Below are 26,468 nucleotides of genomic sequence, written 5' to 3' on the forward strand. Positions count from 1 at the left end.
CGTCAGGTCAACAGGCATCCCGACAGGATCGTGGTGCCACCCAGGCCACGCACGTCGTCGCAGGCGATGGTGATATACTGCCCCTTCGCCAGTGGTGCGAGTTGCTGGCGATACCCCGCGGGGAAGTTGACGACCATGTAGTTGAAGCGCGTCCGGCCCTCCATCGACAGCGCGGGCGTCGAACCCGGCTGCACCATCGATGCGATCGTGCCCGATACGCGGATCGGACCGGCATAGCGGATCGCCGCGCCATCGGGATCGCGGAAGAACGCCGCGTCGAGTGCCGACGCCGGCACGGCGGACCCCGACGAGCGGACACCTTCGGATGCGATCGCCGCAGCATCGGACGCACGATCGACCGCCCGCTCTTCATAACGAGCACCGCCCGATCCGGCCGACCCGATCGCGTCGGGTCGATCGTCGCCGGTTGCCGCAACCTCGGTATCGGTGACGCCCTGTTTCGTCCTGCTCTGGGCGAACACCAGATAACCGATGGCGAGGATCGCGATCAGGATCAGCACCGGCAGCACCGCCCCCATGCCCGCCCTGCCCGATCCGCTTGCCGGAGCTGGGCGATAGGGTGGTACGCCGGGCGTATCGCCCGACAAAACCGGTCGCTCCACGCTCTTCGTTTCGGCCTGCACGGCAGCGCCGCACTGCCCGCAAAACCGTGCACCCTCGTTCAGCGAAGCCCCGCATTGGTGGCAAAATGCCATGGCATTTCTCCCGTTTAGCCGGACGACGCACGGGCCTGACGATCGTTCCCTTCCCGTATCGACCGCACGGCAAATAAAATGAACGCCGTTCATTTTGCATTAATTGAGCATTGCATATTTAACGGGTGCGGCAGGAATGATGCCGCGGGCGATCTCCACCCGAGATCGATACGAGGAGACAGATCATGACGCTCAAGACCCTCATCACCGGCGCGATCCTTGCCGGCGCGGTGCTCTCCAGCCAGCCGGCCGCCGCCTACGAACTGACGACGACTGGGCGCACCCTCGCCAGCCCGCAGCTGACGATGGACGTGCTTCGCGACATCGCACGCTATTCGAAGGCCACGGGCGGCTGTTCGTTCCTGTTCTCCGCCGACATGCGGATCATGCCGCGCGGCCTCACCCCGGCGCGTCCGACCATCGCCGCGGATCGCCGCGGCGGCCATTTCGAACAATGGACGGTGAACGCCTGCGGCGCGAAGCAGCGGTTCCAGATCGCGATGTGGCCCTCGCCCCGCGGCGGCAGCGATTATGCGATCACGCCGCTGACGGGTCGCATGCCGCTATACGTCCGGTGATGCCCGGCGGCACGGTTGCGACTTGCCGAAACCCGCCTGGAGACATAGCCAGCCGCCATGGGCAGACGTTCCGACCACAGCCGCACCGAATTGCGTGCCCTGATCCTCGACGCCGGCATCGCGCTGATGGCGGAGGTCGGCTTCGCCGGCTTCTCCGCGCGCGAAGTGGCGAAGCGGGTCGGGTACACGATCGGCACGATCCACAACGTTTTCGGTAACGTCGACGGGCTGGTTACGGCGATCAACACGCAGGCCTTCGCGGACTGGGCGGATGCGCTCGAACACAGCCTTGCCGAAGCGGACACCGACCGGATCGCCGCGTTGACCGAGGGGTATTTCCGTTTCGCCCGCGAAAACCCGCGACGCTGGGCCGCGATCTACGATCACCGTCCGGCCTGCGAGACGCTGACCCCGGAACAGGAGGAGGTCCGCGGGCGGCCGATGCGGATCGTCGCGGCAGAGGTGGCGACCGCGCTCGACCGGCCGCTGGACGAAACGCTCGGCACCTTTGCCCGCTCCCTCGTCGCGATCGTCCATGGCCATTGCAGCTTCGCGATCACCGGATCTTGGGCGGCGATGGGTCAGAGCGACGTCGGGCAGGTCGCGCTCGCCCGCGTGCGGGAGAGCCTGGCGGCTTTTCAGATCCATTAATTGAGACGAACTAACGCATTGCGGAATTGCCGTGGCTAACGCAGACTGCCCGAAAAGATCGGGAGAGCGGAATGCACTGGGCGAAGATCATTGCGGCGGCATGCGTGCTGCTGGGCCTGGCGTCGGGATCGGCCGTCGCGCAACCCATCGGAACACAGGCGTTCGATCACGACTGGCGCTTCAACCGGGGAGACGTGAACGGCGCGGAGCAGCCGGCGTTCGTCGATAGCCGCTGGCAGGCCGTCGACCTGCCCCACGACTGGGCGATCGCCGGCCCATTCGACGAGCATGCGGCCGCGACCGGTTCGGGCGCCTTTCTGCCGACCGGCGTCGCCTGGTATCGCAAGCATTTCACGTCACCGTCGGGCGCAGCCGGCAAGCGTGTGTTTGTCGAATTCGACGGCGTGATGGAACGGTCCGGCGTCTGGATCAATGGCCATCACGTCGGCCATCGCCCCAACGGCTATGCCAGCTTCCGCTACGAGATCACGCCCCACCTCGCCGCGGCCGGCGGCGCCAACGTGATCGCCGTCCGTGCCGACACCAGCGCGCAGCCTGCCTCGCGCTGGTATGCCGGCGGCGGTATCTATCGCCATGTTCGCCTGATCGTCACCGGCGACGTCCATGCCGAAGCATGGGGCACGCAGGTTCGCGTGACGACACCCGACGCACGCAACGCCGGCTTCACCATCGTCAGCGACGTCATCAACCAGTCCGCCGCACCGGCGCAGGCCCGGCTCGAGGCGATCGTCAGCACGCCGGACGGGCGCGAACTCCCGCTGGTTTCCGGATCGACGGTCACGCTGCCTGCCGGTCGTACGATCGCGTTGTCGCTGACCGGATCGATCGCCGATCCCCGGCGATGGGACATCCGCGACCCGGCGATGCACAGCGCGCTGGTCCGCGTGCGCGCTGCCGACGGGACGATCCTGTACGAGGAGCGCGTGCCGTTCGGCGTCCGCGATGCCCGTTTCGTGCCGGCCAGCGGCTTCTGGCTGAACGGACGCAATATCAAGCTGAAGGGGGTCGCGATCCACGCCGATGGCGGGCCGTTCGGCATGGCGGTGCCGCTCGCCGTCTACGAACGTCGGTTGCGCGGATTGCAGGCGCTCGGCGTCAATGCGATCCGCACCGCGCACCATCCCTTCTCGCCGGAATTCCTCGACCTGTGCGACCGGCTGGGACTGGTCGTCATGGACGAGGCGCTCGATATGTGGACGGTCGCGAAGAACCCGCAGGATTATCACCTGTTCTTCACCGACTGGTCGTCGATCGACGCGCGCGATTTCGTCCGTCGCGATCGCAATCATCCCAGCGTGGTGATCTGGTCGATCGGCAACGAGATCCACGACACGCCCTATCCGCTGGTCGCGCAATCGATCATCACCCGGCTGAAGACGATCTTCCATGCCGAAGATCCGACGCGGCCGGTGACGATGGCGCTGTTTCGCCCCAACACGACGCGTGATTACCAGAACGGCACCGCCGACCTGCTCGACGTGGTCGGCCAGAACTACCGCGAGACCGAACTGGCCAAAGCACATGCGGACAAGCCGTCGCGCGCGATCGTCGGAACCGAGAACAGCAAGAACCGCGGCAGCTGGCTCGTGGTGCGCGACGACCCTGCCTATGCGGGCATGTTCCTATGGACCGGCGTCGACTACCTCGGCGAGGCGGACCGGATCGGCTGGCCCGCGATCAGCAATCCCTCGGGCCTTGTCGACCGGGTCGACGGCGTCAAGCCGATCGGCTGGGAACGCGCCAGCTGGTGGGCGGAGACGCCGATGGTCAAGCTCGCGCGGCGGGTGACCGAGGTGATCGACGTCAGCGAGATGCCGACGATGGTCGGAATCGCCGTGCCGCAGCCCAGGGGGCCGGGCGCGCTCGCCGACTGGTCGCCGACCGATCGCCAGCCGCATGCCGAGACGGTCGAGGTCTATGCGAACGTCGATACGGTCGACCTGTTGCTCAACGGCCGATCGCTGGGCCGCAAGCCGCGCAACGCAGACGATTCCGCCATCACCTGGTCGGTGCCGTTCGCGTCCGGGGAACTTCGCGCGATCGGCTATCGCGGCGGGCGCAAGGTCGCCGAAGACGTGCTGCGCACCGCCGGGCCGGCGACCGCGCTGCGGCTGGTCGCGGAACGCGGCGACGTCGGGTCGGGCTTCGACGACGTCGCGGCGGTACGCATCGAGGTGGTCGACGCGCGCGGCGTGATCGTGCCGACCGCGACCGATGCGGTGTCGCTGGCGGTGACCGGCGCGGGCACGCTGGCGGCCTTCGACAACGGCAGCATCACCGATCACACCCCCTTCTCCGCCACCACGCGACAGGTGGTGGGTGGCAAGGCCGTCGCGTTCCTGCGCGGTCGTGGTGCCGGCGCGCTGACGCTGACCGCCCGGGCGGAAGGCCTGACGACGGCGACACTCGTCAGGACGAGCCGGCGCTAGGCCTGAAATGGACGTTTCGCATGGGATGTTGCGCGATGGTCACACTCGCCGACAAACCATGTGCGAAACGATCTGGATACCGTGCGCATCCCATATCGTGGTAGACCGCGGCAAATGATGGCTTGACCCTGCCCGTCCGGTGCCTAGCGTCGCTTGCGAACACGCCAAGAAGTCGGACCTGATCCGATCGGCAGCACAGGAGAGGCAAGGCTATGCACGTCAATCGTCTGGGACGTATCTGCGGCACCACATCGTTCATCGCGTTGACGATCGGCCTGACGGCGACGCCCGCCGTCGCGCAGACCGCAACCGCGCCCGAACAGCAGCAGAGCCAGACGCCGTCCGCCGATTCCACCGCGACCGCAACGCCCGCCGCGACCACCGCGGCCGACCAGACGCCGGCGGTCCAGACCGAAGGCGACGACATCGTCGTCACCGGGTTCCGCGCATCGCTCAACAGCGCGCTCAACCAGAAGCGCAGCGAAACCGCGGCGATCGACAGCATCGTCGCCGAGGATGTCGGCAAATTCCCCGATTCCAATCTGGCGGAATCGATGCAGCGCGTGCCCGGCGTGTCGCTGGCACGCGGCGACGGCGGCGAAGGGCGCAACATCTCGGTCCGCGGCCTCGGCGCCGCCTTCACCCGCGTCCGCATCAACGGGATGGAGGGATCGGCACAGACCGGCTCGTCCGACATCTACGGCGCACAGAACGCCGGCCGCAGCTTCGACTTCAACGTCTTCCCGTCCGAGATCTTTTCGGCACTGACCGTGCGCAAGACGCCGTCGGCCGATCTCGAGGAAGGGTCGCTCGGCGCGACCGTCGACCTGCGCGCGCCCCGCCCGCTCGACTATAAGCAGGATCTCGTCGTCGCGGCGACGCTGCGCGGCACCTACGGCGAACTGGCGAAGAAGGTGAACCCGCGCGCCTCGCTGCTGATCTCCAAACAGTTCGGCGACGGCAAGTTCGGCATCCTCGCCTCCGGGTCGTACCAGAAGCGCGAGACCCGCGAGGTCGGCTATTCCGCGGTCGACATCCTGTCCGCCAACACCAACGGCCTGACCACCGCGGGCGTCAACGCGCCCTTCTGTACCCCGGTCGGCTTCACGCCGGTCAGCCCGCCGCTCGGCACCAAGGGCGCGACCGCGTCGCTGTGCAGCACCGGCAACCCGCGCACCAGCACCGCGGCCGCCTATAACACCGTCATCGGCCTGCGCCGGCCCGACCTGCCCAACGTTCAGGGCAGCGGCGCCTTCCTGCCGCGCCTGCCGCGCTATCTGAATTCCGAACAGAAGCAGGAGCGGATCGGCGGATCGGTCACGCTGCAATGGGCGCCGGACGACGCCACCAATATGTGGATCGACACGCTCTACTCGCGCCTCGACGTCACCCGCCGCGACAATTACATCGCCGCCATCTCGTTCGGCCGCAGCGTCACCAACAACGGCCAGCCGATGACGTCGGTGCGCGACATCAGCTTCGATCCGCTCGGCAGCCTGACCTACGGCCTGTTCGACGGCGTCGACGTCCGGTCGGAGGGGCTGGTCGACCGCTACGTCTCCAGCTTCGGCCAGGTGAACTGGAACCTGGAGCACGACTTCACCGACACGTTCCGCGTGACGATGATGGCCGGCGTCAACAAGTCGATCCTCGACGGCAAGAAGCGGCTCCAGACCTTCATCGATGCGATCGACACCGACAATTTCACGATCGACTATCGTGACGGTGGCAGCACGCCGACGCTCGGCTTCGGCTTCGATGTCGCCAATCCCGCCAACTTCGCCTACGCGCCCGCGCTGTCGGACGGCACCGTGCTCGGCGGATTCAGCTTCCAGGGCCGTCCCCTGAAGCAGACGACCGTCAACCAGACCTACGAAGCCAATTTCGAATGGAAGGCGACGCCGGGCTTCAAGGTTCGCGCCGGCGGCCAGTATCGCGAATCCGACTTCCAGTCGAAGGGGACGCTGCCCTTTCTGGCGCAGACGGTCGTCACCGCGTTGCCCGCAGGCACCAGCCTGTCGAGCATCACGCGCCAGATCAGCGGTGTCGACAAGCTGTTCGGCACCGGCGCGCCCGCCAGCTGGGTCGCGATCGACAGCGAGGCGTGGGAAAAGACGTTCAACTTCGATGGCGTGCGCTATTGCGGTGCCGAATGCGGTGCGGGCGTGTCGCAGATCCGCGAACAGGTGACGAGCGCCTATGCCATGGGCCAGTTCGACACGGGGTCGGCTCTGCCCCTGCCCGTGCGCGGTGACTTCGGTATCCGCTATGTCCGCACCAACCAGCATTCGGTCGGCTTCATCCCGGTCGCCGATGCGACCACGCCCACCGGCCTGCGCGGCCAGCGTGCGGTGGTCGATCGCAGCTACAACGACTGGCTGCCGTCCGCCAACGTGGTGTTCGAGCTGCAGCCCGAACTGCTGCTTCGCGTATCAGGCGCAAAGGTGATGTCGCGTCCCGACCTGCCCTCGCTGGCACCCAACAGCGGCGTCACCGCCACCACCCGCACCGGCACGCTGAACAATCCGCTGCTCGATCCCATCCGCGCGAACACCGCCGATCTGGGCCTCGAATGGTATTTCAAGCCCGGCTCGCTGTTGTCGATCGCTGGCTATTACAAGGACATCGGCACCTACGTTCAGCGCGTGTCGAGCCAGATCCCGTTCAACGAACTGGGCCTGCCGGACGCGCTGCTGGCGAACACCAACACGGCGCCGACCGAAATCTTCAACGTCAGCCGCCCGCTCAACACGCCCGGCGGCAAGCTGAAGGGGTTCGAGGTCAATGCGCAGGTGCAACTCGACTTCCTGCCCGGCTTCCTCAGCAACTTCGGCGTCCTCGCCAACTACAATCGCGTGACGTCGAAAATCACCTATGTCCTCGCCTCCGTGAACGGGGTGGCGACGGTGACCAGCACCGCCGACCTCGTCGGCCTGTCGAAGAACTCCGCCAGCGGCACGCTGTACTACGAGGACAAGCGCTTCAGCATCCGCGGCACGGCGAGCTATCGCGACCGCTACATCCGCGGCATCCCGGCCTCGCCGGGCAGCGACCTGCAAGGCAATCGCCCGAACACGTTCGTGGATGCCTCTGCCTCGTTCAACATCACCGACCAGTTCAAGCTGATCGCCGAGGTGCAGAACCTCACCGACGAACGCAACTCGCTGTATATCGACAGCAAGCGTCAGGACACGTTGTTCGAGACGCGCATCGGTCGCACGTTCACGCTCGGCGCGACCGCGCGCTTCTGACGCACCCCTGCCCTCCGCCTGTCCGGATGATCACCGGACGGGCGGAGCCGACATCCTTCTGAACGACCGATCGAGAGCTGATGCTGACCATTTTGTCCCTCGCCGCCGCCGCCACGCTTTCCGCTCCGGCATCGTGGGTCGACCCGACGACCGGGCGCCAGATCGTCCGCATCGATTCAACGCCGGGCAATTACGCCCTCTATTTCAACTACAATCCGTTCACGCCGCAGGGCGACCTGATGATCTACCTGACGCCGGAGGGTATCCGCGTCGTCCATCTGAAAACGTGGGCGACGCGACTGGTACTGCGGGCGAAGGTCGACCGGCTGCTGTTCGCCGGCCCGCGCAGCCGCAGCGCATATTACACCGTGCGCGACGTCGCGGTCGACGACGGCGGACCGTTCCAGGTATGGCGGGTGGACCTCGATAGCGGTGCGACGCGCAAGGTCGCCGACGTGCCGGGCGGACGGATCGAGGCGATCAACGCCGACGAGACGCTGCTGGCTGGCGAACGCGAATTGCAACCGCCGCCGCCGGCGATCGCCGCGCAGGGCCGCCGCGATCCGAAGACGGGCGCGCCGGGCTATGCCGGCACCGGCCCCGACGGCAAGCCGCTGTCGTTCGGTGCGGCCAAGGCGCAGTGGATGGAGGCGCGGCTGGCGGCGCGGGTGCCGATGGAGATGTACAGCATCGCGATCGCCGATGGTCGCCGGCGGACGATCCATCGCGCGACCGACTGGCTCAACCACGTCCAGTTCTCGCCGACCGATCCCAAACTGCTGATGTTCTGCCACGAAGGGCCGTGGAGCAAGGTCGACCGCATCTGGACGATCCGCGCCGACGGCAAGGGCCTGACCCGGGTGCATACCCGTACGATCGCGGGCGAGATCGCCGGCCATGAATTCTGGAGCAGCGACGGCAAGACGATCTGGTACGACCTGCGTACCCCGGCGAAGGGCGCAGGCTGGCTGGCGAGCTACGACGTCACCACCGGCGCGCGGTCGCGCTATGCGCTGGCCGACGATCAGGGCTCCTATCACTTCACCCTGTCGCCGGATCGCAGCGTGTTCGCCGGCGACGGCAGCAACGCGGGCAAATGGATCAGCCTGTTCAAACCGCGCGCGACTGCGACGCCGCAGCCGGGGCTGATCTCGCCCGGCGTGCTGGAAACGACCCGCCTCGCCAGCCTCGCGACGCACGATTATACGCTGGAACCCAACGAACATTTCACGCCGGACGGGAAATGGATCGTCTATCGCACCAACATGGAAGGTGCGCCGGCGATCTACGCCGTGTCGACCGAACCCTATGTCGCGCCGCCGGCCGGATGATGTTGGACAAATAGCCCCCGCACCTGCTTAACTCACGGCATGCGCACCTTAATCCTGATCGCCTTGTCGCTATCGACCGCCGCCGTGGGGCAGAGCGTTCCCGCCCCGATCGATGCGGTCGATCCGATGATCGGCACCGGTGGAGAGGGCCATACCTTTCCCGGCGCGACCGCGCCGTTCGGCATGGTCCAGCTATCGCCGGACACCGATACGACGTGCGAGATCCGCGCCTGCTACGGTCATGCCGCCGGCTATCGCTACGATGACCCGACGATCCAGGGGTTCAGCCACACCCATTTTTCGGGTGCCGGCCATTCGGATCTCGGCGACCTGCTGGTGATGCCGCAGGCGGGCGATACGGTGCGGCTCGACCCCGGCGATCCGAAGCGGCCGGGTTCCGGCTATCGATCGCGGTTCGACCACCGCGACGAGATCGCGCACCCCGGCTATTATGCGGTGACGTTGCGCGACGGCGGCATTCGCGCTGAAATGACGGCGGGCACCCGTGTCGGCGTGCATCGCTACACCTTCCCTGCCGGACAGGCGGCACACCTCGTCCTCGACCTGCGGTCATCGCTCTACGATTACCCCGGCAAGATCCTGTGGTCCGGCCTGCACTGGCGGCCCGACGGCACGCTGACCGGATTCCGCGAGACGCGCGGGTGGGCGCCGGGCCGCAAGCTGTATTTCGCGATGCGCTTTTCCACGCCGGCCACCGCGCACAGCTTCGTCGATCGCGACATGGCGGTGACCTACAAGGGCTTTCAGGGACCGGGGCGCGGCAGCACCGCTGTCGCGGAAAAGCTGGGTCGCGCGCTGGAAGCACAGATCGACTTCGGCCGTCTCGCTGCCCCGCTGGAGGTGAAGGTGGCGCTGTCGGGGGTCGACGAGAACGGCGCGATCGCCAATCTCGATGCGGAAACCGGCGGCTTCGACACCGTCCGCACCCGCACCGCCGCCGCGTGGAGCGATGCGCTGGGCGCGGTGCAGATCGATGCCGCCGCGCCGATGCGCACCAGCGTCTACACGGCGCTCTATCATACGCTGCTCGCGCCCGGCGTGTGGAGCGACGCGGACGGGCGCTACCGTGGGCCGGACGATCAGGTCCACCGGGCCGACGGCTTCACCTTCCGCTCCACCTTTTCGCTCTGGGATACGTTCCGCGCCGAACATCCGCTGCTGACGCTGGTCCAGCCGGAACGGACCACCACCGACATCGTGCGCTCGCTGATCGAAAGTCGCCGCCACAGCCCCGACGGCATCCTGCCCGTCTGGCAGTTCGCCGGGCGCGAGACATGGACGATGATCGGCTATCACGCTGCGCCGGTGATCGCCGATGCCTATATGAAGGGCATTCGCGGTTTCGATGCCGATGCCGCGCTCGACGCCATGATCGCCAGCGCGACCTACGCCCCCTATGGCGGCCTCGGCGCCTATATGCAGCGCGGCTACGTCCCGATCGACCAGGAACCCGAAGCGGCGTCGAAGACGGTCGAATATGCCTATGACGACTGGACGATCGCCCGGATGGCGCGCGCGATGGGCCGTACCGAGGTCGCGGACCGGTTCGATCGACGTGCCGGCAACTGGCGCAACAGCTTCGATATCAAGAGCGGCTGGCTGCGCGCACGGCTGGCGAACGGTGCCTTCCGCACCCCCTTCGATCCGACCGCGATCAACTACGGCTCGGATTATACCGAAGGCAATGCGTGGCAATACAGCTGGTTCATGCCGCAGGATCAGGCCGGGCTGATCCGCCTGCTCGGCGGCGACGCCAAGACGATCGCCAGGCTTGACGCGATGTTCGACTACGACACCTCGAAGCTCGACTACAGCCATGCCGAGGATATCGCTGGACTGATCGGCCAGTACATCCACGGCAACGAACCGAGCCATCACGTCGCCTATCTGTACGGCTACGCCGGCGCGCCGTGGCGGACGCAGGAGCGGCTCGGCCAGATCGTCGCCTCGCAATACAAGCCGACGCCTGATGGCCTGTCGGGCAACGACGATCTCGGCCAGATGTCGGCCTGGCTGGTGTTCACCGCACTCGGTTTCTACCCGGTCGCGCCGGGCTCGAACGAATATGTCATCGGCCGTCCGTTCGTGGATCGTGCGGTGTTGAAGCTGCCGGCGGGCAAACGCTTCGCCGTGGTCGCGGATGGCCTGTCCGACACCAACCGATACGTCGCCGCGGTGACACTCAACGGCAGGCCGCTGACGCGCAGCTTCGTTCGCGACGCAGAGATTCGGGCGGGCGGCGAACTCCGCTTCACGATGGCGGCGACCCCCAACCGTGGATGGGGCAGCGCCGCCGCGGCACGGCCGTATTCCATGTCGACCGCGCGATAGCGGGAAGGCTGCACCGCCAGCCTTCCTTTCGGTCTCCGGCGAAGGCCGGGGAACATGGTCGGCGAACACGGATGCCGGGCTTGGGACCGCCTCCCTCCACTCACTTCGGCGCATCGCTTCCGCACGCCCGGCCTCGCTTCGCCGCATCGCACACAGAAACGGATTGATACATTATATTGTACCTCCTAAGCGGATGCCTCGTTCAGAAAGGGCAGCTATGAAGACGTTTTTGATCGGGGTCAGCCTCGTGTCCCTGCTGGCCATGCCGGCCGCATATGCGCAGACCGCGACGCAGGGCAGCGACACCGCACCCGCTCCCCGGTCCAACGACATCATCGTCACCGGCGTCTTGCAGCAGAGCGAGCGCGACGTGTTGCAAGGCACGTCCGTACTCAGTGGCGAGGCGTTGAGCCGCGCGCTGCGTCCCACGATCGGCGAAACGCTCGCGCGCCTGCCAGGCGTGTCGGCGACATCGTTCGGACCGACCGCGTCGCGCCCGATCCTGCGCGGCTTTCAGGGCGAGCGTATCCGCGTGCTGACCGACGGCATCGGATCGATCGACGTGTCGAACACCTCGGTCGATCACGCCGTGGTGATCGATCCGCTGCTCGCCGAGCGCATCGAGGTGCTGCGCGGACCCTCGGCATTGCTCTTCGGATCGTCCGCGGTCGGCGGCGTTGTCAACGTCGTCGACACCCGCATTCCTCGCACGGTGCCGGCCAACGGCTATCGCCTGAACGGTATCGCCAACTACGGTTCGGCCGCGAACGAGCGTTCGCTGCAAGGCGCCGGCGACGTCGCGGTCGGCGATCATCTGGTGCTGCACGCCGATGGATCGTACCTCAAGACCGGCGATCTGCGGATCGGCGGCAATGCGCTGTCGCGTGGCGCCCGGACTGCGGCGCTCGGTCAGGTCGGACTGCCGCAGGATCCTGCGGACGAGCCGATCGACTTCGCGGGCTCCGCCGCCATCCGCGGCAAGCTGCCCAATTCCGCCGCAGAGACCTGGACCGCCGGCGTCGGCGCCAGCATCGTCACCGACACCGGCTCGCTCGGCGTGTCGTACAGCCATTACGACAGCCTGTACGGCATCCCGATCCGCTACGCGACCGCCGTGGGACAGGAACAGGAGGCGCCGCGGCTCGACCTCGTGCAGAACCGCGTCGACCTGCGCGGCGAAGTCCGGACCGGCGGCGACGTCATCGGCGCCATCCGTGTGCGGATCGGCCACGCGACCTATCGCCATTACGAACTGGAGGAGGACGGCTCGATCGGAACCGCCTTTTTCAACAACGGCACCGAAGGCCGCGTAGAAATAGTTCAAGCCCGCCGAGGCCCCTGGAGCGGGGCATCTGGCGTCCAGTATTTCAATCGCTTGTTCGATGTCGCCGGGGAAGAGGCCTTCCTGCCGCGCAACGAAACCAACCAGACCGGCCTGTTCACCGTCCAGCAGTTCGACTTCGGCCGCTTCCGCGCCGAGGGCGGGCTGCGCTACGAATGGAGCGACCTGACGGCGAAGACCGATCCTGACAATCGCTTTTTCGTTGGCAATCGCAGCTTCAACGCGCTGTCCGGTTCGCTCGGCGCTTCCTATGGTGTCAGCGATGCCGTCCGTTTCGGCGTCAACCTGTCACGCACCGAACGTGCGCCGTCGGCAGAGGAATTGTTCGCCAACGGCGGCCATGCCGGTACGCAGGCGTACGAACTCGGCAGTCCCGATTTCCGGCTCGAGAAGAGCTGGGGCGTCGAGGCGACGCTGCACGCGCATACCGATCTCGTAAACTTCGACGCATCCGCCTATTACAACTGGTTTTCTAATTACATCTCGGAAAATCAGGTCGATCCTGCGGTCTGCCAGGCCGCGGCGGACCCGCGCGAGGTCGACCTTCCCTGCTTCCAGTACCAGCAGGCAGACGCGCGCTATTATGGGTTCGAGGCCGACCTGTCGGCGTCCCTGTTCACGATCGGATCGACCAGGATCAACGCCGACGTGCTGGGCGATTACGTCCACGCCAATATCGTCGATGTCGGACCGGTACCGCGCATTCCGGCGCCGCGCGTGCTCGGCGGGCTGGAAGCGCAGACCGATTTACTGACCGCTCGCGCCGAGGTCGAGCACGCCTTCCGGCAGAACCGAACCGCCGATTTCGAAACCCGGACGAACGACTATACGATGGTCAACGCCAGCATCGCCCTGTCGCCGTTCGGGCGCGACAACAAGACGCAGCTGCTCCTCAGCGCAAACAATATCTTCGATGTCACGGCGCGGCGCGCATCCAGCTTCCTGAAGGATTTCGCGCCGCTCGCCGGTCGCGATCTTCGCGCCACGCTTCGGTTCGGCCTGTAGGATCGCCTCAGATCAGTTTGCCGTTGGCGACGGGCTGCCCAAAATCGGGTGTCCCGTCGGCGCGGTAACGGATCGGCTGAACGCGAGTGTGACGGTTTGGATCGAGCAACGGATCACCCTCGATCCTGTCGTAATCGCGCGCGTGATAGACGAGTATGTCGCGGCCGCGTTCGTCGACGGTGAAACTGTTGTGTCCCGGTCCGTACACATGGGTGATGGGCGATGACCGGAACACCGGCGTTTGCGACTTTGTCCATGCGGCCGGGTCCATGATGTCGGCATCGTCGCGGACCGTCAGCATCCCCATGCAATAGCGTGCATCGGTGGCACTCGCCGAATAGGTCATGAACAGGTGGCCGTTGCGCGCGAGCAGTGCGGGCGCTTCGTTGACCTTATACCCACGCCGTTCCCATTCGAGCGTCGGCACCGAAAGCCTGGCAGGCTGCGCGGCAAGCGTCAGCGGTGTCGCCAGCGGCGCAAGGTAGAGGTTGGAATTGGTAGCGATCCCCGGCTCCTTTTGCGCCCACGCAAGATAGCGGCGGCCGCGGTGGACGAAGCTGGTCGAGTCGAGCGTGAAACTGTCCCATGGGGTCTCGAGCTGGCCCAACACCGACCAGGTGCCGGTCATCGGGTTCGTGGCGGTGCAGGCGAGCGCATAGGTCCGGATGCGGAACACGTCCGCACCGCCGCCACTTGGCCCGGCGGCGAAATACATGATCCATCTCCCGTCGATCCGGTGCAACTCGGGCCCCCACACGTATCCCGACATCGGCCCTGTCGCGGGGTGCCGCCATAAGACCGCTTCAGGCGCCGCCGACAGGCCGACGATCGTCTTCGCACGGCGCAGTACCAGTCGATCGTATTCCGGAACCGATCCGGTCATGTAATACCAGCCGTCGCTGTGGCGGAACACCTGCGCATCGGCACGCTGGCGGACGATCGGGTTCACGATCGGGTCGCGGGTTCGCGCGACGGCCCCCGGCGCAGCGGCGATGGCGAGAGCGCCGGCGACGACACCGCGGCGGGTGATCAACTCCAGGTCGGACATCTCATTCCTCTGCGGTTGCGCTTGCAGGAAGCGCCTTGTCGGGCATCGTGCCCTCGCCGGCAAAGGGCGTGAGGCGTACGGTGAAGCGGGTGGGCGTCAGGGTGGTGCGATAGTGCGGCAGCGGCTTGCCAAACTCGCTCCATTGGGTGTCGCCGCCGACGCCCCATTGCGCGCTGTCGACCAGCAACGTCACCTGCCCGTGCGGCACGACATCGGTCGACTTCCACGTACCGGGCTTGTGCCGATCAAGGTCTGCATAGGGGAACGCGAGCGCGTTCATCATCAGCGGACGGTCGCCGGCGATACGCAACCCGCCGCCCGCGCCGGACAGCTCCATCCAGCGGACGTCGACCTTGTTGCCCGTCTCCTGCGGCCGGATGTAATCGTGATTCTGCTCGGCGATCGCTCCACGCCACAGGCCGATCGGTGCCGACGTCTTGCGATCGGTATAGCTTTCATGCGGTCCGCGCCCGTACCATGCGACCGTCTTCAGATCGGTCGGCAGCACGAACGCCAGCCCGACGCGGAACGGCGGCGGCAGGTCGGTCTTGACCGGCGTGAGCAGACCCGTGACCGCGACGCTGCCGTCCCCCGCCATCGCATAGGTAGTCGTAAAGGTCGCCGCGCCATCGCCCAGCGCAAATTCCACGGTCACCTCGCCACCCACTGCGGTGCGGCGGCTGCGCAGACCGGTAACGCGGCGGGTGTCGCTCATACCCTTCCACGCCGCGAGTTGCCTGTCGGTGCCGATGCCGATGTCGTTGTCGGTCACCGCGCGCCAGAAATGCGGAGCCCCCCCGGACGCGAGCGCACGCCCGTCACGAGCATAGCGGCGGATCAGACCGGTCGTCCGGTCTATCTCCAGCGTCGTGGACTGGACCGACATCACGATCACGCCGCTACCGTTCGCGACGCGCACTTCGCCGCGATCCGTGCCAGACGCAGGCGCTGCCCGCTCCGCCACTCGATCCAGCGCAAATTGCTCGAAGCCGACCAGCGTGCCCGCCGGCACCAGCGGCACCGCCTCGCTCCGGGTCCTGACCCGGACCGTCACGAAATATTCCGCACCCGATTTGCGAGGCAGTGCGGCGACCGGCAGCGTGACCAACGCCGCAGCATGCGGCGCGACTGAAGGTGTTGCCAGCGCGCCGCTCGCTACGTCGACACCGTCCTCCAGCACCACCCAATCGAACGCGAAGCCGGACAGGTCGCGGAAGTCGTGGCGGTTCCGCACCGTCACCCGCCCGCTCGCCGGATCGAACCCGTCGAACTGGATGGGAGAATAGACCTTGCGCAGCTCGTAAAGTAGCGGATTGGGTGTGCGATCCGCCTGTAGCAGCCCGTCGCCGAACTCGATCTCGCCACCCGGATTGGGACCATATTCGCCGCCATCGCCCCAATAGCGGCGACCATCGTTGGTATAGCGGTACATCGACTGGTCGACCCAGTCCCATGCGAACCCGCCCTGCAGCTTGTCGGGATGCGCGTAGATCGTATCCCAATATTCCTTCAGGTTACCGCCCGAATTGCCCATCATATGCGCATATTCGCACTGAATCATCGGTTGGGCGAAGTTCCAGTTGGTCGCATAATCCTCCATCTTCACGGCCGGATCGTACATCGGCGCATAGATGTCGGCATAATGGTTGGGGCGATGATCGCTGATCCCGTCCCACGTGCCCCAGCCGAGATAGCTGATCAGTCGATCGGGATCGCGTGCCTTCGCCGCCGCCGCCGCCGCTTCGAAGTTCGGCCCGATCCCTGCCTCATTGCCGAGCGACCAGAAGATGACGGACGGATGGTTCTTGTCGCGCTCCACCATGTTGACGACGCGGCTGACGTGCGCATTTTTCCACGCGGGATCAAAGCCGATCTGGTATGCCGCCCGCTCGCGCGGATGCTTGTTCGCATAGTCCATGTAAGCGTGACTCTCGATATTCGCCTCGTCCATGACGTACAGGCCATAGCGGTCGGCAAGATCGTAGAGGTACGGATCGTTGGGATAATGCGATGTGCGGATCGCATTGACGTTGTTGCGCTTCATCAGCCGAATGTCGCGCTCCATCGAGGCGCGGCTGATCACGTGGAAGGTTTCGGGATCGTGTTCGTGGCGGTTGACGCCGCGGATGGTAATCGGCTTGCCGTTAACCGACACGAGGCCGTTCCGGATGGCGACGGTGCGGAAGCCGATCTGCCGCGCAGTCGATTGCGTCACCCGGCCGCGTGCATCGACCAACTCGGTTACGAGCGTGTACAAGGCTGGCGTCTCCGCCGTCCAGGCTCGGACCGCCGGCACCCTGCCCTCCAACGTCACCCGCCGCTCGCCTTGGATCGGCACGGCACGGCTGGCGGTCAGCACCTGTCGTGTGCCCTCCATCACCGTCACACGAGCGGTCGCCGCCGCAGTTCCCGCCACCGCGACGTCGACCGCAAGCATGCCGTCGCGATAGTCTGCATCCAGTCCCGCGTGAACGAAAGTGTCGGCAATCCGCGTCGACGGAGCTGCCATCAGATACACCGACCGCTCGATCCCCGAAACGCGCCAAAAATCCTGATCCTCCAGATAGCTGCCGTCCGACCAGCGGAAGATCTGGATCGCGATCGTGTTGCGGCCGGGCTTCATCCATCGGGTGACATCGAACTCGCCCGGCAGCTTGGAATCCTCGGAATAGCCGACCTTCTCGCCATTGACCCAAACGTAGTAAGCCGATCCTGCCGCACCGATGTGGAGGATCACGTCATTGCCGGTCCAGCTGGCGGGCATCGTCACATCGCGGCGATACGACCCCACCGGGTTGGTAGCGTGAGGGATCAGCGGGCGATTGGCCGGAAACGGATAGGTGATGTTGTTGTAGCGCGGCTGATCGAACCCCTCCGCCTGCCAGTCGGCGGGGACCTTGATGTCCTTCCACCCCGACACGTCGAACCCCGGTCGTTCGAATCCCGCAGGCAACGCATCGGCGTCGGGCGAAAGTGCGAATTTCCACGTACCGTCCAGCGTCACGTAGCGCGCCGACGATGCTTCGTCGCCAGCCAGCGCCTTCTCGCGTGTCTCGAAGGGAAAGCCGGTCGCACGGGCGGGCAGTTTGCCACGCGCGAACACCGCGGGATTCTCCCAGTCCGGTCGGGCCGGGTCGACCTGCACCCGCTGAACCTGCGGCGTGTTCTGCGCGGATACCGCGCCGGTCGCGGTGCCAGCGAGCAATCCCAACCCCAGCCATGATCGCCGCATCGTCCGCTCCCCAAATCATCGGTTGATCCGATTTCATGTCCGACATATCGTTTTGGACCGATTACGCAAGAGATCAGGCCGACGCGATCGGAATGGCCGTATCGGGGGAGCGAGAACGATGTTGCAATCGACGATGCTGGCCGCTGCGCTGTTGACGACCGGAACGGCACCGTCGTCCACGCTCGCAACGCCCGTTACGGTGACGCTGCGGCCCGCCATCGATCGCCCCTCGACGGAGTTCGAGGGATGGGGCACTGCCCTTGCCTGGTTCGCCAACGTCACCGGCGACTGGCCGCTGGCGGAGCGCGACCGGCTGGCCGATCTGTTCTATACCGACCGCGGGCTCGGCTGGACGATCGCGCGTTACAATATCGGCGGCGGCAATGCGGGCGGTATCAAGCCGTACCTGCGCCCCGGCGGCGCCGTTCCCGGCTTCTGGCGGCTGCCGTCCGGCACGACGGGTGAGGACTGGCGAGCCGACGCGCCCGCGATGTGGGACTGGTCGCAGGATGCGACGCAACGCTGGTGGCTCGATGCGATCCGCGACCGGGTGCCGACTGCGATCTTCGAGGCCTTCTCCAATTCGCCACCCTGGTTCATGACGATATCCGGCCGCGTGTCGGGCGCTGAACGGGGCGACGACGACAATCTGCGGCCGGGCGAGGAAGGGCGCTTCGCCACCTATCTGGCGCGCAGCGTCGACGAATTGCAACGACGCCACCGAATTACCTTCCGCACGCTGTCGCCGGTCAACGAGCCCAACACGAACTATTGGTTCGCCGCCAACAAGCAGGAAGGCGCGCACTGGAGCCCGGCACGACAGGCCACGATGATCGACGCCGCCGACGCCGCGTTGAAGGCGCGCAGGCTTTCGACCGTCATCGCTGCGCCGGACGAAACCAGTTCCCACCTGTTCCTGACCGATATCGTCGCCTACCCGCCGACGACCATGGCCCGGATCGGCCAGCTCAACGTCCACAGTTATGGCAACATCCATCAGACGGGCGTGCGCGATGCCGCGCGGGCTGCGGGTATCCGGCTATGGATGAGCGAGGACGACACCCCGCTCGACGAAGACCCCGAAGATTTCGATGCTATGCCTTCGGCGCTGGCCTTTGCCGAACACATCGTGCTCGACCTCAAGCGACTGGAACCCGCGGCCTGGGTGTTCTGGCAAGCGATCGAGGATATGTCGGCGCGCAAGGATGCCACGGGAAAAATCGGACCCGGATCGAACTGGGGCCTCGTGAAGACCGATCTGACCGCATCCGCAAAGGGGCCACATGCGATCTACATCACCCGTAAATATTGGGCGATGGCGCAGTTCAGCCGCTATATCCGCCCCGGTTACCGACTGGTCCCGGTCGACGACCTCGACACAGCGGGTGCGCTGTCGCCCGATGGACGGACATTGGCGCTGGTGCACGTCAATGGCGGCATCACCCCCCGTCGGCTGGTCGTTCCCACCGGCTGGCATCCGCAAATGGTGTTGACCGACCAGACGCACGATGCGCGCTGCGTCAGCGGGACGACCGCGCCTCCAAGATCGGTGGTCACCATCGTCCTGACCCGCGGACCTGCGAGACCCGCCTGCCCCGCCGGCTGACCGGTCGCGCCCGCATCGCTCTCAATCGATCGACCATTCCCAAAAGCCATCCCCGCCGTGTGCGGTCGTCAGTCGCAGATACCGTGCTCGCAGCGGATGCAGTAACGTGATTGGCGATCCCGACAGCACCGCGACCGGCACCGCGGCGCGCCAGACCTTGCCATCAGTCGACGCCTCGATCCCCAGTTCATAGGATCGCGTTGCATATTCCGGCCGCAAACGGCTACCCCGCACTGCGCGCACCGATCCCAGATCGGCCACCAGCATGGCCCGCCCCTCCCCGCCGCCTCGCCAAAGCGTCGCGTAATTGTCGTCTGCAGCGCGAGCGGGGGCATAGACGGGATCTCCCGTGCTTCCGAACGCCTGCCAGCGCAGCCCGCGCAGCCGCGCCCGGCCAAACCCGCCGACCACGCTGCCATGTGTCGGCACTACCCGGGCCAGCGTGCCATCCGCTCCGATCGCAAGTCGATCGATCGCCACCTGTCGCAATACGTCGTCGCCGCCACGCGGCCACGGCAGCGCCTGCCGATGATACAGGATGTAGTTCTGTGTGCCGCTGCGGAGAACGGCGTGATGACCGGGACTGACGATGTCACGCACGGCGTCGGTGCTCAGGATCGGGCTGTTGGCCGCTTCTTCGAACGGCCCGAAGGGGGTGTCGCCGATCGCATAACGAACTGTGTAGGTATCCTTGGTGGTGTTGCCGTCGCTGTAGGTCAGCGCGTAACGCTTGCCCGCCTTTACCATGAACGGCGCCTCGAAATAATGCGCCGGTGTGATGTCACGGGGCGGGCCGTCGAACGTCACCATGTCGGGGTTCAGGCGGACGGCGAAGCAGTGGCCGTTGACCCAGTTGAGCCCTGATCCCCAGTACAGATACGCCTGCCCGTCGCTGTCGATGAACGCCTCGGCATCAATCATATGATACGCAGGCGCGAAGTCCTTTGCGATCAGTGGCTTGCCACCATTGGCATCGGCCCAAGGCCCGGCCGGCGATGCCGCGCTGCCGACCCATACCTCGCTGCGCTGCCGACCCATACCTCGCTGCCGACCGAGACGTACATATACCAGCGTCCGTTCGCCGCCTTGACTACCGATGGTGCCCATACCTTCGAATCGCCCGAGGTCGGGCTGGTCGCCGCCGCCTTGGTCGGCCAGTCCGGTTGCGAAAAACGCCAGTCGCGGCCATTATCCGACACCCACATGCCCAATCGATCGTCGCCCCACGGATCGATCGTCGCGAAGACGTACCAGCGTCCGCCATCGCGGACGATGGACGGATCGGCGAAATAGCCCGGTAATAAGGGATTGCCAGAACCGGCAGCATTCCAGCGCACCGGCGCATCCGCTGCGGTCAGAGCGATCGGTGCGGTGAGCAGCATCGCAAATGCGACCCGCGCCGTCATGGGTTCACCTGCACGGTCACCATCAGCGAACGACCCGTCGCCGGCAGGATCAGGCCGAATGCGGTTTCGTCGCCATTGACCAGTCGGTCGCGCACCCAGCGGCCGCCCTCGAAATGCCCTTCCCCCACGGACACGAGCTGGACGCTGCCTGCCCTGCCCAACCGGGTCGCGAACCTGAGGTTGGCACTCACGCCGGCGAGCAGGAAGCGATCGGCTGCGGCGCGTGCAACGATTACCCTGCCGGATAGGTCGCCATTGCCCTGCCCCCGCGGTCCGCCATAGCCATCGCGCACATCGCCGAAGCGGGCGACGAGATCCACGTCGCCGAAAACGAGCGGCACGTTCGCCATGCCATCCTCCTCCACCGCGACGCGCACCTGTCCGGCATCACGCAACGGCACCAGAAACGGTACCGCTTCACGCAAGAGGCGATAGTCGAGGGCGATCGGCTCCTCGATCTGCTTGCCATCCTTGATGCCGAAACCGGTATCGATACCGAACTTTCCGATGCCGACCGCATATGGCTGTGCCAGCGTCCAGAAAGCATGGCGTGCGTGGGCCATGCTGCCCCCCGTCTCTGGCACGAACAGCGGATTGCCCGACACGTCGTAGGCGCGCGCGATCTCCATATAAGGCGCGGCGTTTGTGTCGTAATTGTCGACGCCGACGACATCGATCGCCGGGGCCAACGCGCGCCACTGCGGCAACAGCCACGATACCGCTCCGCCCGACGGCGAGTTGTCCCCCGGGCGCAACAGCCCTGGCTGCTCGCGCGGCCAGACGTTTGCATAAAGGGGAAGATCGTAGGCACGCTTCCCCGCCGCCGCGACCGCACCGATATAACGCGCGGTGTGATAGGCCATGAACGCCTCGGGCGCTCGCTCACCATAGCTGGCGGTCCAGTCACCGGGCCTTGCACCCGGCATGTCGGGCGGCACGGCCGCCCGGAACAGAGCCTCCGCGGCGGGCGCGTAGTCGCGATCGGCGCCCAGCGTGCCCGCCTCGTTCTCGACCTGCACCATGATGACGGTTCTTTGCCGCCTGTCTACGACCTTCAGATACACCATAAGCGCGGCAAAAGCGCGTGCGTCGGCCTCGCGCCCTGCGACGCTGATCGGCGAGATCACTTCGATCGGCCGACCTTCGGCATTCACCACCCGCGGGAAGCGGACTGTATCGCGCTTCACCCAGGCGGGCGTATAGCTCATATTGGCGTTCTTCCAGGTGCCGAACCACAGCAGCACCAGCCGAACCTGCTGCAAGCGTGCCTCGGCAATCAGTCCGTCAACCGCAGACCAGTCGAATCGCCCCTCCACCGGCTCGATCGATTCCCAGCCGATCGGCGCCATGACGGTATTGGCCTGACTGCGACGGATCGCCGGTGCCAGCCGGCGCATTTCGGCAGGGAAACCGCTCGAATTGTTGAGCTGAATACCCAGTAGCAGAAACGGCTGGCCGTCCACGCGCAATGCCCGCTTGTCGCCTTTGATCGACACGAACCGGCTGTCCTGTGCCCCGACCGACGCCGCCGATGCCGTCAGCGCAAGCGCCAGCGTGATGCGCCGCAACCTGCCGCTGCGAATGCCACAAACCATACCGGACATAAAATCTCGCATGGCGATGCACCGATCCATATAATGATCTAAAAAGTTATATGTAGGACATTATAGGCGCGTCTCGTGCCGTCAAGTCGGGTTACCGTCAGCCAGCGTAATCTCGGTATCGCGGCGCGCCTGATCGATCAGACTGGTCGCCGCCGCGCGCGCGCCGGCACTGTCAGACCGGGCTACCGCCTCGAACAGATCCTGATGTTGGGGGATCGGATCGGGATAAACGATGCTCGAACGGTGCTTGAAAAACGTGGTCCACCGCACGGCGGACGAGATGCTGACGGCCAGGCTACCAAGCAGTTCGTTGTGCGTCGCTTCGAGCAGAATGGCATGGAATTGCTCATCTGCCTCCTGCCCTTCGCTGTTATCCAGGCCATGCCGGGTCATCAATTCAAGCGCATAGCCCATGCGGGAGAGTTGCCGCATCGTGCGATGTTCCGCCGAAAGAGCGGCAGCCGCAGGCTCTATAATCAGCCGGAGTTCGAACAAATCCCTCACGAAGGCGAGCGGCGGCGCACCTTCGAACATCCAGCCAAGCATTTCGGCATCCAGCAGATTCCAGTCGGCACGCGCTCGTACGCGCGTACCCGTTTTTCGACGGCTCTCGATAAGCCCCTTCGCGATCAGCATGCGCAACGCTTCGCGGATTACATTCCGCGCCACCCCGAACCGGTCCGCGAGATCGAACTCTCCCTGAATTGTCGCACCCGGAAGATACTCGCCGGTAACGATGGCGACCCCCAGCGTGCGTGCAATGGTCACATGCGCCGGCCGCAGCCCGTCACGTTTTGCCAACCTCTTCAAACCCTTCCCTGGGGTGTGCGTGATATCCGCCACACCCTCGCGGAATCATGGGTCGATAGCCACGCTTTTTATTTGTCCGGCATAACCGACTTGGGTGTATGTCGGACATTACACGGCACTGATGTCGGTAGTAGGGGAGAGGAATATGAAGGGTCATTACGGCCGGCTGTTCGCCGGCGCATCCTTGGTCGCGCTGGTCAGCGCAGGACACGTGCAGGCGCAAACACAGCCAAGCACCACCGTCGCGCAGACCGCCGATCAGGCCGCGGCCGATCCGGCGAGCGATCAGGACATTGTCGTCACCGGCGTCCGTGCGAGCCTCGGCACCGCTCAGGCGATCAAGCGCAATTCCAACCAGATCGTCGACTCGATCAGCGCGCAGGACATTGGCAAGCTTCCCGACGTCAACACGACGGAAGCCCTGCAGCGCGTCACCGGTGTGCAGATCCAGCGCCGCTATGGCGAAGGCGCAACCGACTTCGATCACCGCACCTCGCCCGCAATCGCGGTTCGCGGCTTGACGCAGACGCAGAACCTGCTGGACGGCCGCGCGGTCTATTCCGCGTCCGGCGGTCGCTCGTTCGATTTGGAAGGCATTCCGCCCGAATTGCTGTCGGGTATCGACGTCTATAAAAATGCGCCTGCCGAAATCATCGAAGGCGGCGTCGGCGGTGCGGTCAATCTGCGGACCCGCAAGCCGTTCGACACGGCAGGCCAGGTCATTTCGATGACGGCACGCGGCAACTATTACGATCGTGTCGACAAATACGGTGGCTCGATCTCGGGCCTCTACAGCAACCGTTACGATACCGGCATGGGCGAGATCGGCCTGCTGCTGAATGCCGTATATTCCAAGAGCCAGTATCGTCAGGACGGCCTGCTCGCCGGTCCGTTCGGCAATGCGCAGCCCGGCACGATCACCGGTGCGCCAGCCAGTGCCAAGATTCCCTATGGCTTTGAAATCTATGACGACACGGGTGATCGCAAGCGTCTGGGCGTCGCTGCCGCATTGCAGTGGCAGGCCAGTCCGGATGTGCTGGTCACCGCGCAATATCAGGGAACCAAATACTGGTTCAATCGCACGGGCGCCTATTTTTACGACGCCAACAGCATATCCGACACGTTCGTCAACGGCGTGCAGACCGTTTACGCGGCCAAGGCAGCTCCCGGTGCCGCCTTCACCTTCAACAAGGAAGGTTACGCGACCAGCGGTACGATCTCGCCGCAAACCTTCGAAACCGGTCGGTTCGATCAGGAACTGTGGAGCGCGAGCCAGAACCTCACATTCAACGTCGGCTGGCAGGCTACGCCGAATGCAAAGGCCAATTTCGACGTCCAGTATCTGAAGTCCTACTATAATGCCGACCGCAACGGCCATGTGCTGTCGCTGTACACAACGAGTGGCCAGACCGTGTTGACCTCGCCGCATACCACCGGCGTCACCTTCGACCTGCGCGGCAAATATCCGCGCTGGGATGTCGCCAACCCGTCGTTGCTCAACAATCCGGCGAACTACACGACCCCGTTCATCGCGGATTCGCTACAGCGCAATGACGCCGATACGCTCGCGCTCGCCTACGACATCGAATATGACATCGAGGGCGGGTTCCTCCAGAAGCTGCGCGGCGGCGCCCGTTATGCGGACAATACCATCGACTTGCGCGGCACCTGGAACGGCGTGTGCGTCACCGCGATCGGCCCGGATGGCAGCTGTTCGGCACCTGCCGGCACGCCGCTGATCCCGCTCGGCCGCAACCCGCAGCTCGCGATGCGGGGTCCGTCGTCCAACTGGTTCGATGGTAACACCGTGAAGGGCGGTCTGCTTTATCCGGCATTCCCGGCAGGCGACGGCGTTTGGGAGCAGACAAAGGCGCTTTATGCGCTGCTCGGCGCACGGACCAAGGACGCGTTCACGCCGGGCGATCTCAACAATCAAACGGAAAAGACCTACACCTCCTGGGCAGTCGCCGATTATGCGTTCGATGCGGGCGGCATTCGCATCGATGGTGGAGCAGGCGTTCGCATCATCAAGACCAGCACGACGTCCGCCGGTTCGGCGTTCGCCACGGTCGTGACCAACGGCGTGACCAGCACGGTCGTCACCCCGTTCCAGGCCACTAACAGTTATACCAAGGCCCTTCCGAGCGTGAACCTTCGCGCCCGTCTGACCGACCAGTTCCAGATGCGCTTCGCCTATTCGAAAGGTCTGGCGCGGGCGAATTTCGATCAGCTGTCGACCAACCTGACGCTCAACAATCCGAACCAGCTCGATCAGCAGGGCCGCGCGAGTGCCAGCGCGGGCAATCCGCGGCTCGATCCGATCACGTCGAACAACTTCGACGTGACCGCAGAATGGTATTTCGCGAGAGCGGGGTCACTGACCGGGGGCCTGTTCTACAAGAAGGTCGATGGCTTCCTGGCGCCGGGCTTCTATGAGCAGACGTTCCAGGGCCGCCGTTATCTCGTGAGCACACAGATCAATGCCGGCAAGGGCACGGTTAAGGGCGCGGAAGTCGCATACCAACAGTTCTTCGATTTCCTGCCGGGCTTGCTGAGCGGTTTCGGTGTTCAGGCGAACTACACCTACGTCGACTCGAGCGTCTCGAACCCGACCGGGGTGGCGAATTCGAACCTGCCCCCACAATTGCCGCTCGAGAAGCTGTCGAAGCATAGCTACAATCTGATCGGTCTGTACGAGAAAGGTCCGGTCACGGCCCGCCTCGCGTGGAGCTGGCGTTCGAGTTACCTGGATACGACGACGGGCAGCGGCGCCAATGGATTTGCGCAATATGCCAAACCCTATGCCTCGCTCGATGCATCGCTCAGCGTAAACCTGAACGATCATATCGCCGTGTCGGCGGATGTGGTGAACCTCAACAACCGGATGAACGCTACGTACATCCAGACCGAGGCCCAGCCGCTTCAGTATCAGCTCAACGATCGTCGGTTCGGCCTGTCGTTGCGCGCAACCTACTGATCTGCTCCTCCTGTCCTGGCGCGATCTTCCGATCGCGCCAGTTTTTTAGCTCCGGTCGCCGTTTCCGACCGATGACCGAATATGACTGCCCGTTGCCGATGCCGGCGGC

Annotated in this window: 15 protein-coding genes and 1 pseudogene; 9 read left to right on the plus strand and 7 right to left on the minus strand. The window is 65.2% G+C overall.

What is annotated here, in order from left to right; genetic code table 11:
* Nucleotides 1-2: 2 nt before the first annotated feature.
* Nucleotides 3-623 carry a hypothetical protein gene (locus NF699_05965; protein USU06215.1) on the minus strand — a complete coding sequence of 207 codons (621 nt, stop codon included), beginning with the start codon at nt 621-623 and terminating at the stop codon, nt 3-5.
* Between the two features lie 278 nt (nt 624-901).
* On the opposite strand from NF699_05965, the gene NF699_05970 reads away from it, so the two are divergent.
* The 7 genes from NF699_05970 to NF699_06000 all read left to right on the plus strand — a co-directional run bounded on the left by NF699_05970 (nt 902) and on the right by NF699_06000 (nt 13,676).
* The gene (locus NF699_05970; protein USU06216.1) at nt 902-1,294 is read left to right on the plus strand and encodes a hypothetical protein; all 393 of its coding nucleotides are present in this window, start codon (nt 902-904) and stop codon (nt 1,292-1,294) included.
* Between the two features lie 57 nt (nt 1,295-1,351).
* Nucleotides 1,352-1,945: a TetR/AcrR family transcriptional regulator gene (locus tag NF699_05975; GenBank protein ID USU06217.1), complete on the plus strand. Its 594-nt coding sequence runs from the start codon at nt 1,352-1,354 to the stop codon at nt 1,943-1,945.
* A gap of 71 nt (nt 1,946-2,016) precedes the next feature.
* The gene (locus NF699_05980; protein ID USU06218.1) at nt 2,017-4,395 is read left to right on the plus strand and encodes a DUF4982 domain-containing protein; all 2,379 of its coding nucleotides are present in this window, start codon (nt 2,017-2,019) and stop codon (nt 4,393-4,395) included.
* 212 nt (nt 4,396-4,607) lie between these two features.
* Nucleotides 4,608-7,646 carry a TonB-dependent receptor gene (locus NF699_05985; protein ID USU06219.1) on the plus strand — a complete coding sequence of 1,013 codons (3,039 nt, stop codon included), beginning with the start codon at nt 4,608-4,610 and terminating at the stop codon, nt 7,644-7,646.
* A gap of 80 nt (nt 7,647-7,726) precedes the next feature.
* Nucleotides 7,727-8,977: an oligogalacturonate lyase gene (locus NF699_05990; protein USU06220.1), complete on the plus strand. Its 1,251-nt coding sequence runs from the start codon at nt 7,727-7,729 to the stop codon at nt 8,975-8,977.
* 39 nt (nt 8,978-9,016) lie between these two features.
* Entirely contained in the window at nt 9,017-11,329 is a 2,313-nt protein-coding gene (locus NF699_05995; GenBank protein USU06221.1) for a GH92 family glycosyl hydrolase, read from the plus strand.
* Between the two features lie 217 nt (nt 11,330-11,546).
* Entirely contained in the window at nt 11,547-13,676 is a 2,130-nt protein-coding gene (locus tag NF699_06000; protein USU06222.1) for a TonB-dependent receptor, read from the plus strand.
* Nucleotides 13,677-13,689: 13 nt separating this feature from the next.
* Here the strand turns inward: NF699_06000 and NF699_06005 are convergent.
* Together NF699_06005 and NF699_06010 are read right to left on the minus strand one after the other, a co-directional pair.
* Nucleotides 13,690-14,724 (minus strand): annotated as a pseudogene (locus NF699_06005) (glycoside hydrolase family 43 protein).
* A 1-nt stretch (nt 14,725) separates the two neighbouring features.
* Entirely contained in the window at nt 14,726-17,956 is a 3,231-nt protein-coding gene (locus NF699_06010; protein USU06223.1) for a DUF4981 domain-containing protein, read from the minus strand.
* A 118-nt stretch (nt 17,957-18,074) separates the two neighbouring features.
* Between NF699_06010 and NF699_06015 the strand changes: the two genes are divergently transcribed.
* On the plus strand, nt 18,075-19,562 hold the full coding sequence (locus NF699_06015) for a glycosyl hydrolase (protein ID USU06224.1): 1,488 nt from the start codon (nt 18,075-18,077) through the stop codon (nt 19,560-19,562).
* Between the two features lie 21 nt (nt 19,563-19,583).
* Here NF699_06015 and NF699_06020 read toward each other — a convergent pair whose 3' ends face one another.
* The 4 genes from NF699_06020 to NF699_06035 form a co-directional block, all read right to left on the minus strand.
* Nucleotides 19,584-20,600, minus strand: coding sequence for a family 43 glycosylhydrolase (locus NF699_06020; GenBank protein ID USU06225.1), 1,017 nt, complete (start codon nt 20,598-20,600; stop codon nt 19,584-19,586).
* The gene (locus NF699_06025; protein ID USU06226.1) at nt 20,513-20,968 is read right to left on the minus strand and encodes a family 43 glycosylhydrolase; all 456 of its coding nucleotides are present in this window, start codon (nt 20,966-20,968) and stop codon (nt 20,513-20,515) included. The genes NF699_06020 and NF699_06025 overlap by 88 nt, the downstream gene beginning before the upstream one ends.
* Nucleotides 20,965-22,572 carry a DUF5597 domain-containing protein gene (locus NF699_06030; GenBank protein ID USU06227.1) on the minus strand — a complete coding sequence of 536 codons (1,608 nt, stop codon included), beginning with the start codon at nt 22,570-22,572 and terminating at the stop codon, nt 20,965-20,967. The genes NF699_06025 and NF699_06030 overlap by 4 nt, the downstream gene beginning before the upstream one ends.
* 81 nt (nt 22,573-22,653) lie before the next feature.
* The gene (locus tag NF699_06035; GenBank protein ID USU06228.1) at nt 22,654-23,373 is read right to left on the minus strand and encodes a FadR family transcriptional regulator; all 720 of its coding nucleotides are present in this window, start codon (nt 23,371-23,373) and stop codon (nt 22,654-22,656) included.
* Between the two features lie 154 nt (nt 23,374-23,527).
* On the opposite strand from NF699_06035, the gene NF699_06040 reads away from it, so the two are divergent.
* A complete protein-coding gene (locus NF699_06040; GenBank protein ID USU06229.1) occupies nt 23,528-26,359 on the plus strand; it encodes a TonB-dependent receptor in 2,832 nt (943 codons plus the stop codon).
* The last annotated feature ends 109 nt before the right edge of the window (nt 26,360-26,468 follow it).

The organism is Sphingomonadaceae bacterium OTU29LAMAA1, from assembly GCA_024072375.1.
Lineage (GTDB): Bacteria > Pseudomonadota > Alphaproteobacteria > Sphingomonadales > Sphingomonadaceae > Sphingomonas.

Coding starts and splice junctions, on each gene's coding strand:
- NF699_05970 (USU06216.1), top strand. CDS start 902: ATGACGCTCAAGACCCTCATCACCGGCGCGATCCTTGCCGGCGCGGTG.
- NF699_05975 (USU06217.1), top strand. CDS start 1,352: ATGGGCAGACGTTCCGACCACAGCCGCACCGAATTGCGTGCCCTGATC.
- NF699_05980 (USU06218.1), top strand. CDS start 2,017: ATGCACTGGGCGAAGATCATTGCGGCGGCATGCGTGCTGCTGGGCCTG.
- NF699_05985 (USU06219.1), top strand. CDS start 4,608: ATGCACGTCAATCGTCTGGGACGTATCTGCGGCACCACATCGTTCATC.
- NF699_05990 (USU06220.1), top strand. CDS start 7,727: ATGCTGACCATTTTGTCCCTCGCCGCCGCCGCCACGCTTTCCGCTCCG.
- NF699_05995 (USU06221.1), top strand. CDS start 9,017: ATGCGCACCTTAATCCTGATCGCCTTGTCGCTATCGACCGCCGCCGTG.
- NF699_06000 (USU06222.1), top strand. CDS start 11,547: ATGAAGACGTTTTTGATCGGGGTCAGCCTCGTGTCCCTGCTGGCCATG.
- NF699_06010 (USU06223.1), bottom strand. CDS start 17,956: ATGCGGCGATCATGGCTGGGGTTGGGATTGCTCGCTGGCACCGCGACC.
- NF699_06015 (USU06224.1), top strand. CDS start 18,075: ATGTTGCAATCGACGATGCTGGCCGCTGCGCTGTTGACGACCGGAACG.
- NF699_06020 (USU06225.1), bottom strand. CDS start 20,600: ATGGGTCGGCAGCGCAGCGAGGTATGGGTCGGCAGCGCGGCATCGCCG.
- NF699_06025 (USU06226.1), bottom strand. CDS start 20,968: ATGACGGCGCGGGTCGCATTTGCGATGCTGCTCACCGCACCGATCGCT.
- NF699_06030 (USU06227.1), bottom strand. CDS start 22,572: ATGTCCGGTATGGTTTGTGGCATTCGCAGCGGCAGGTTGCGGCGCATC.
- NF699_06040 (USU06229.1), top strand. CDS start 23,528: ATGAAGGGTCATTACGGCCGGCTGTTCGCCGGCGCATCCTTGGTCGCG.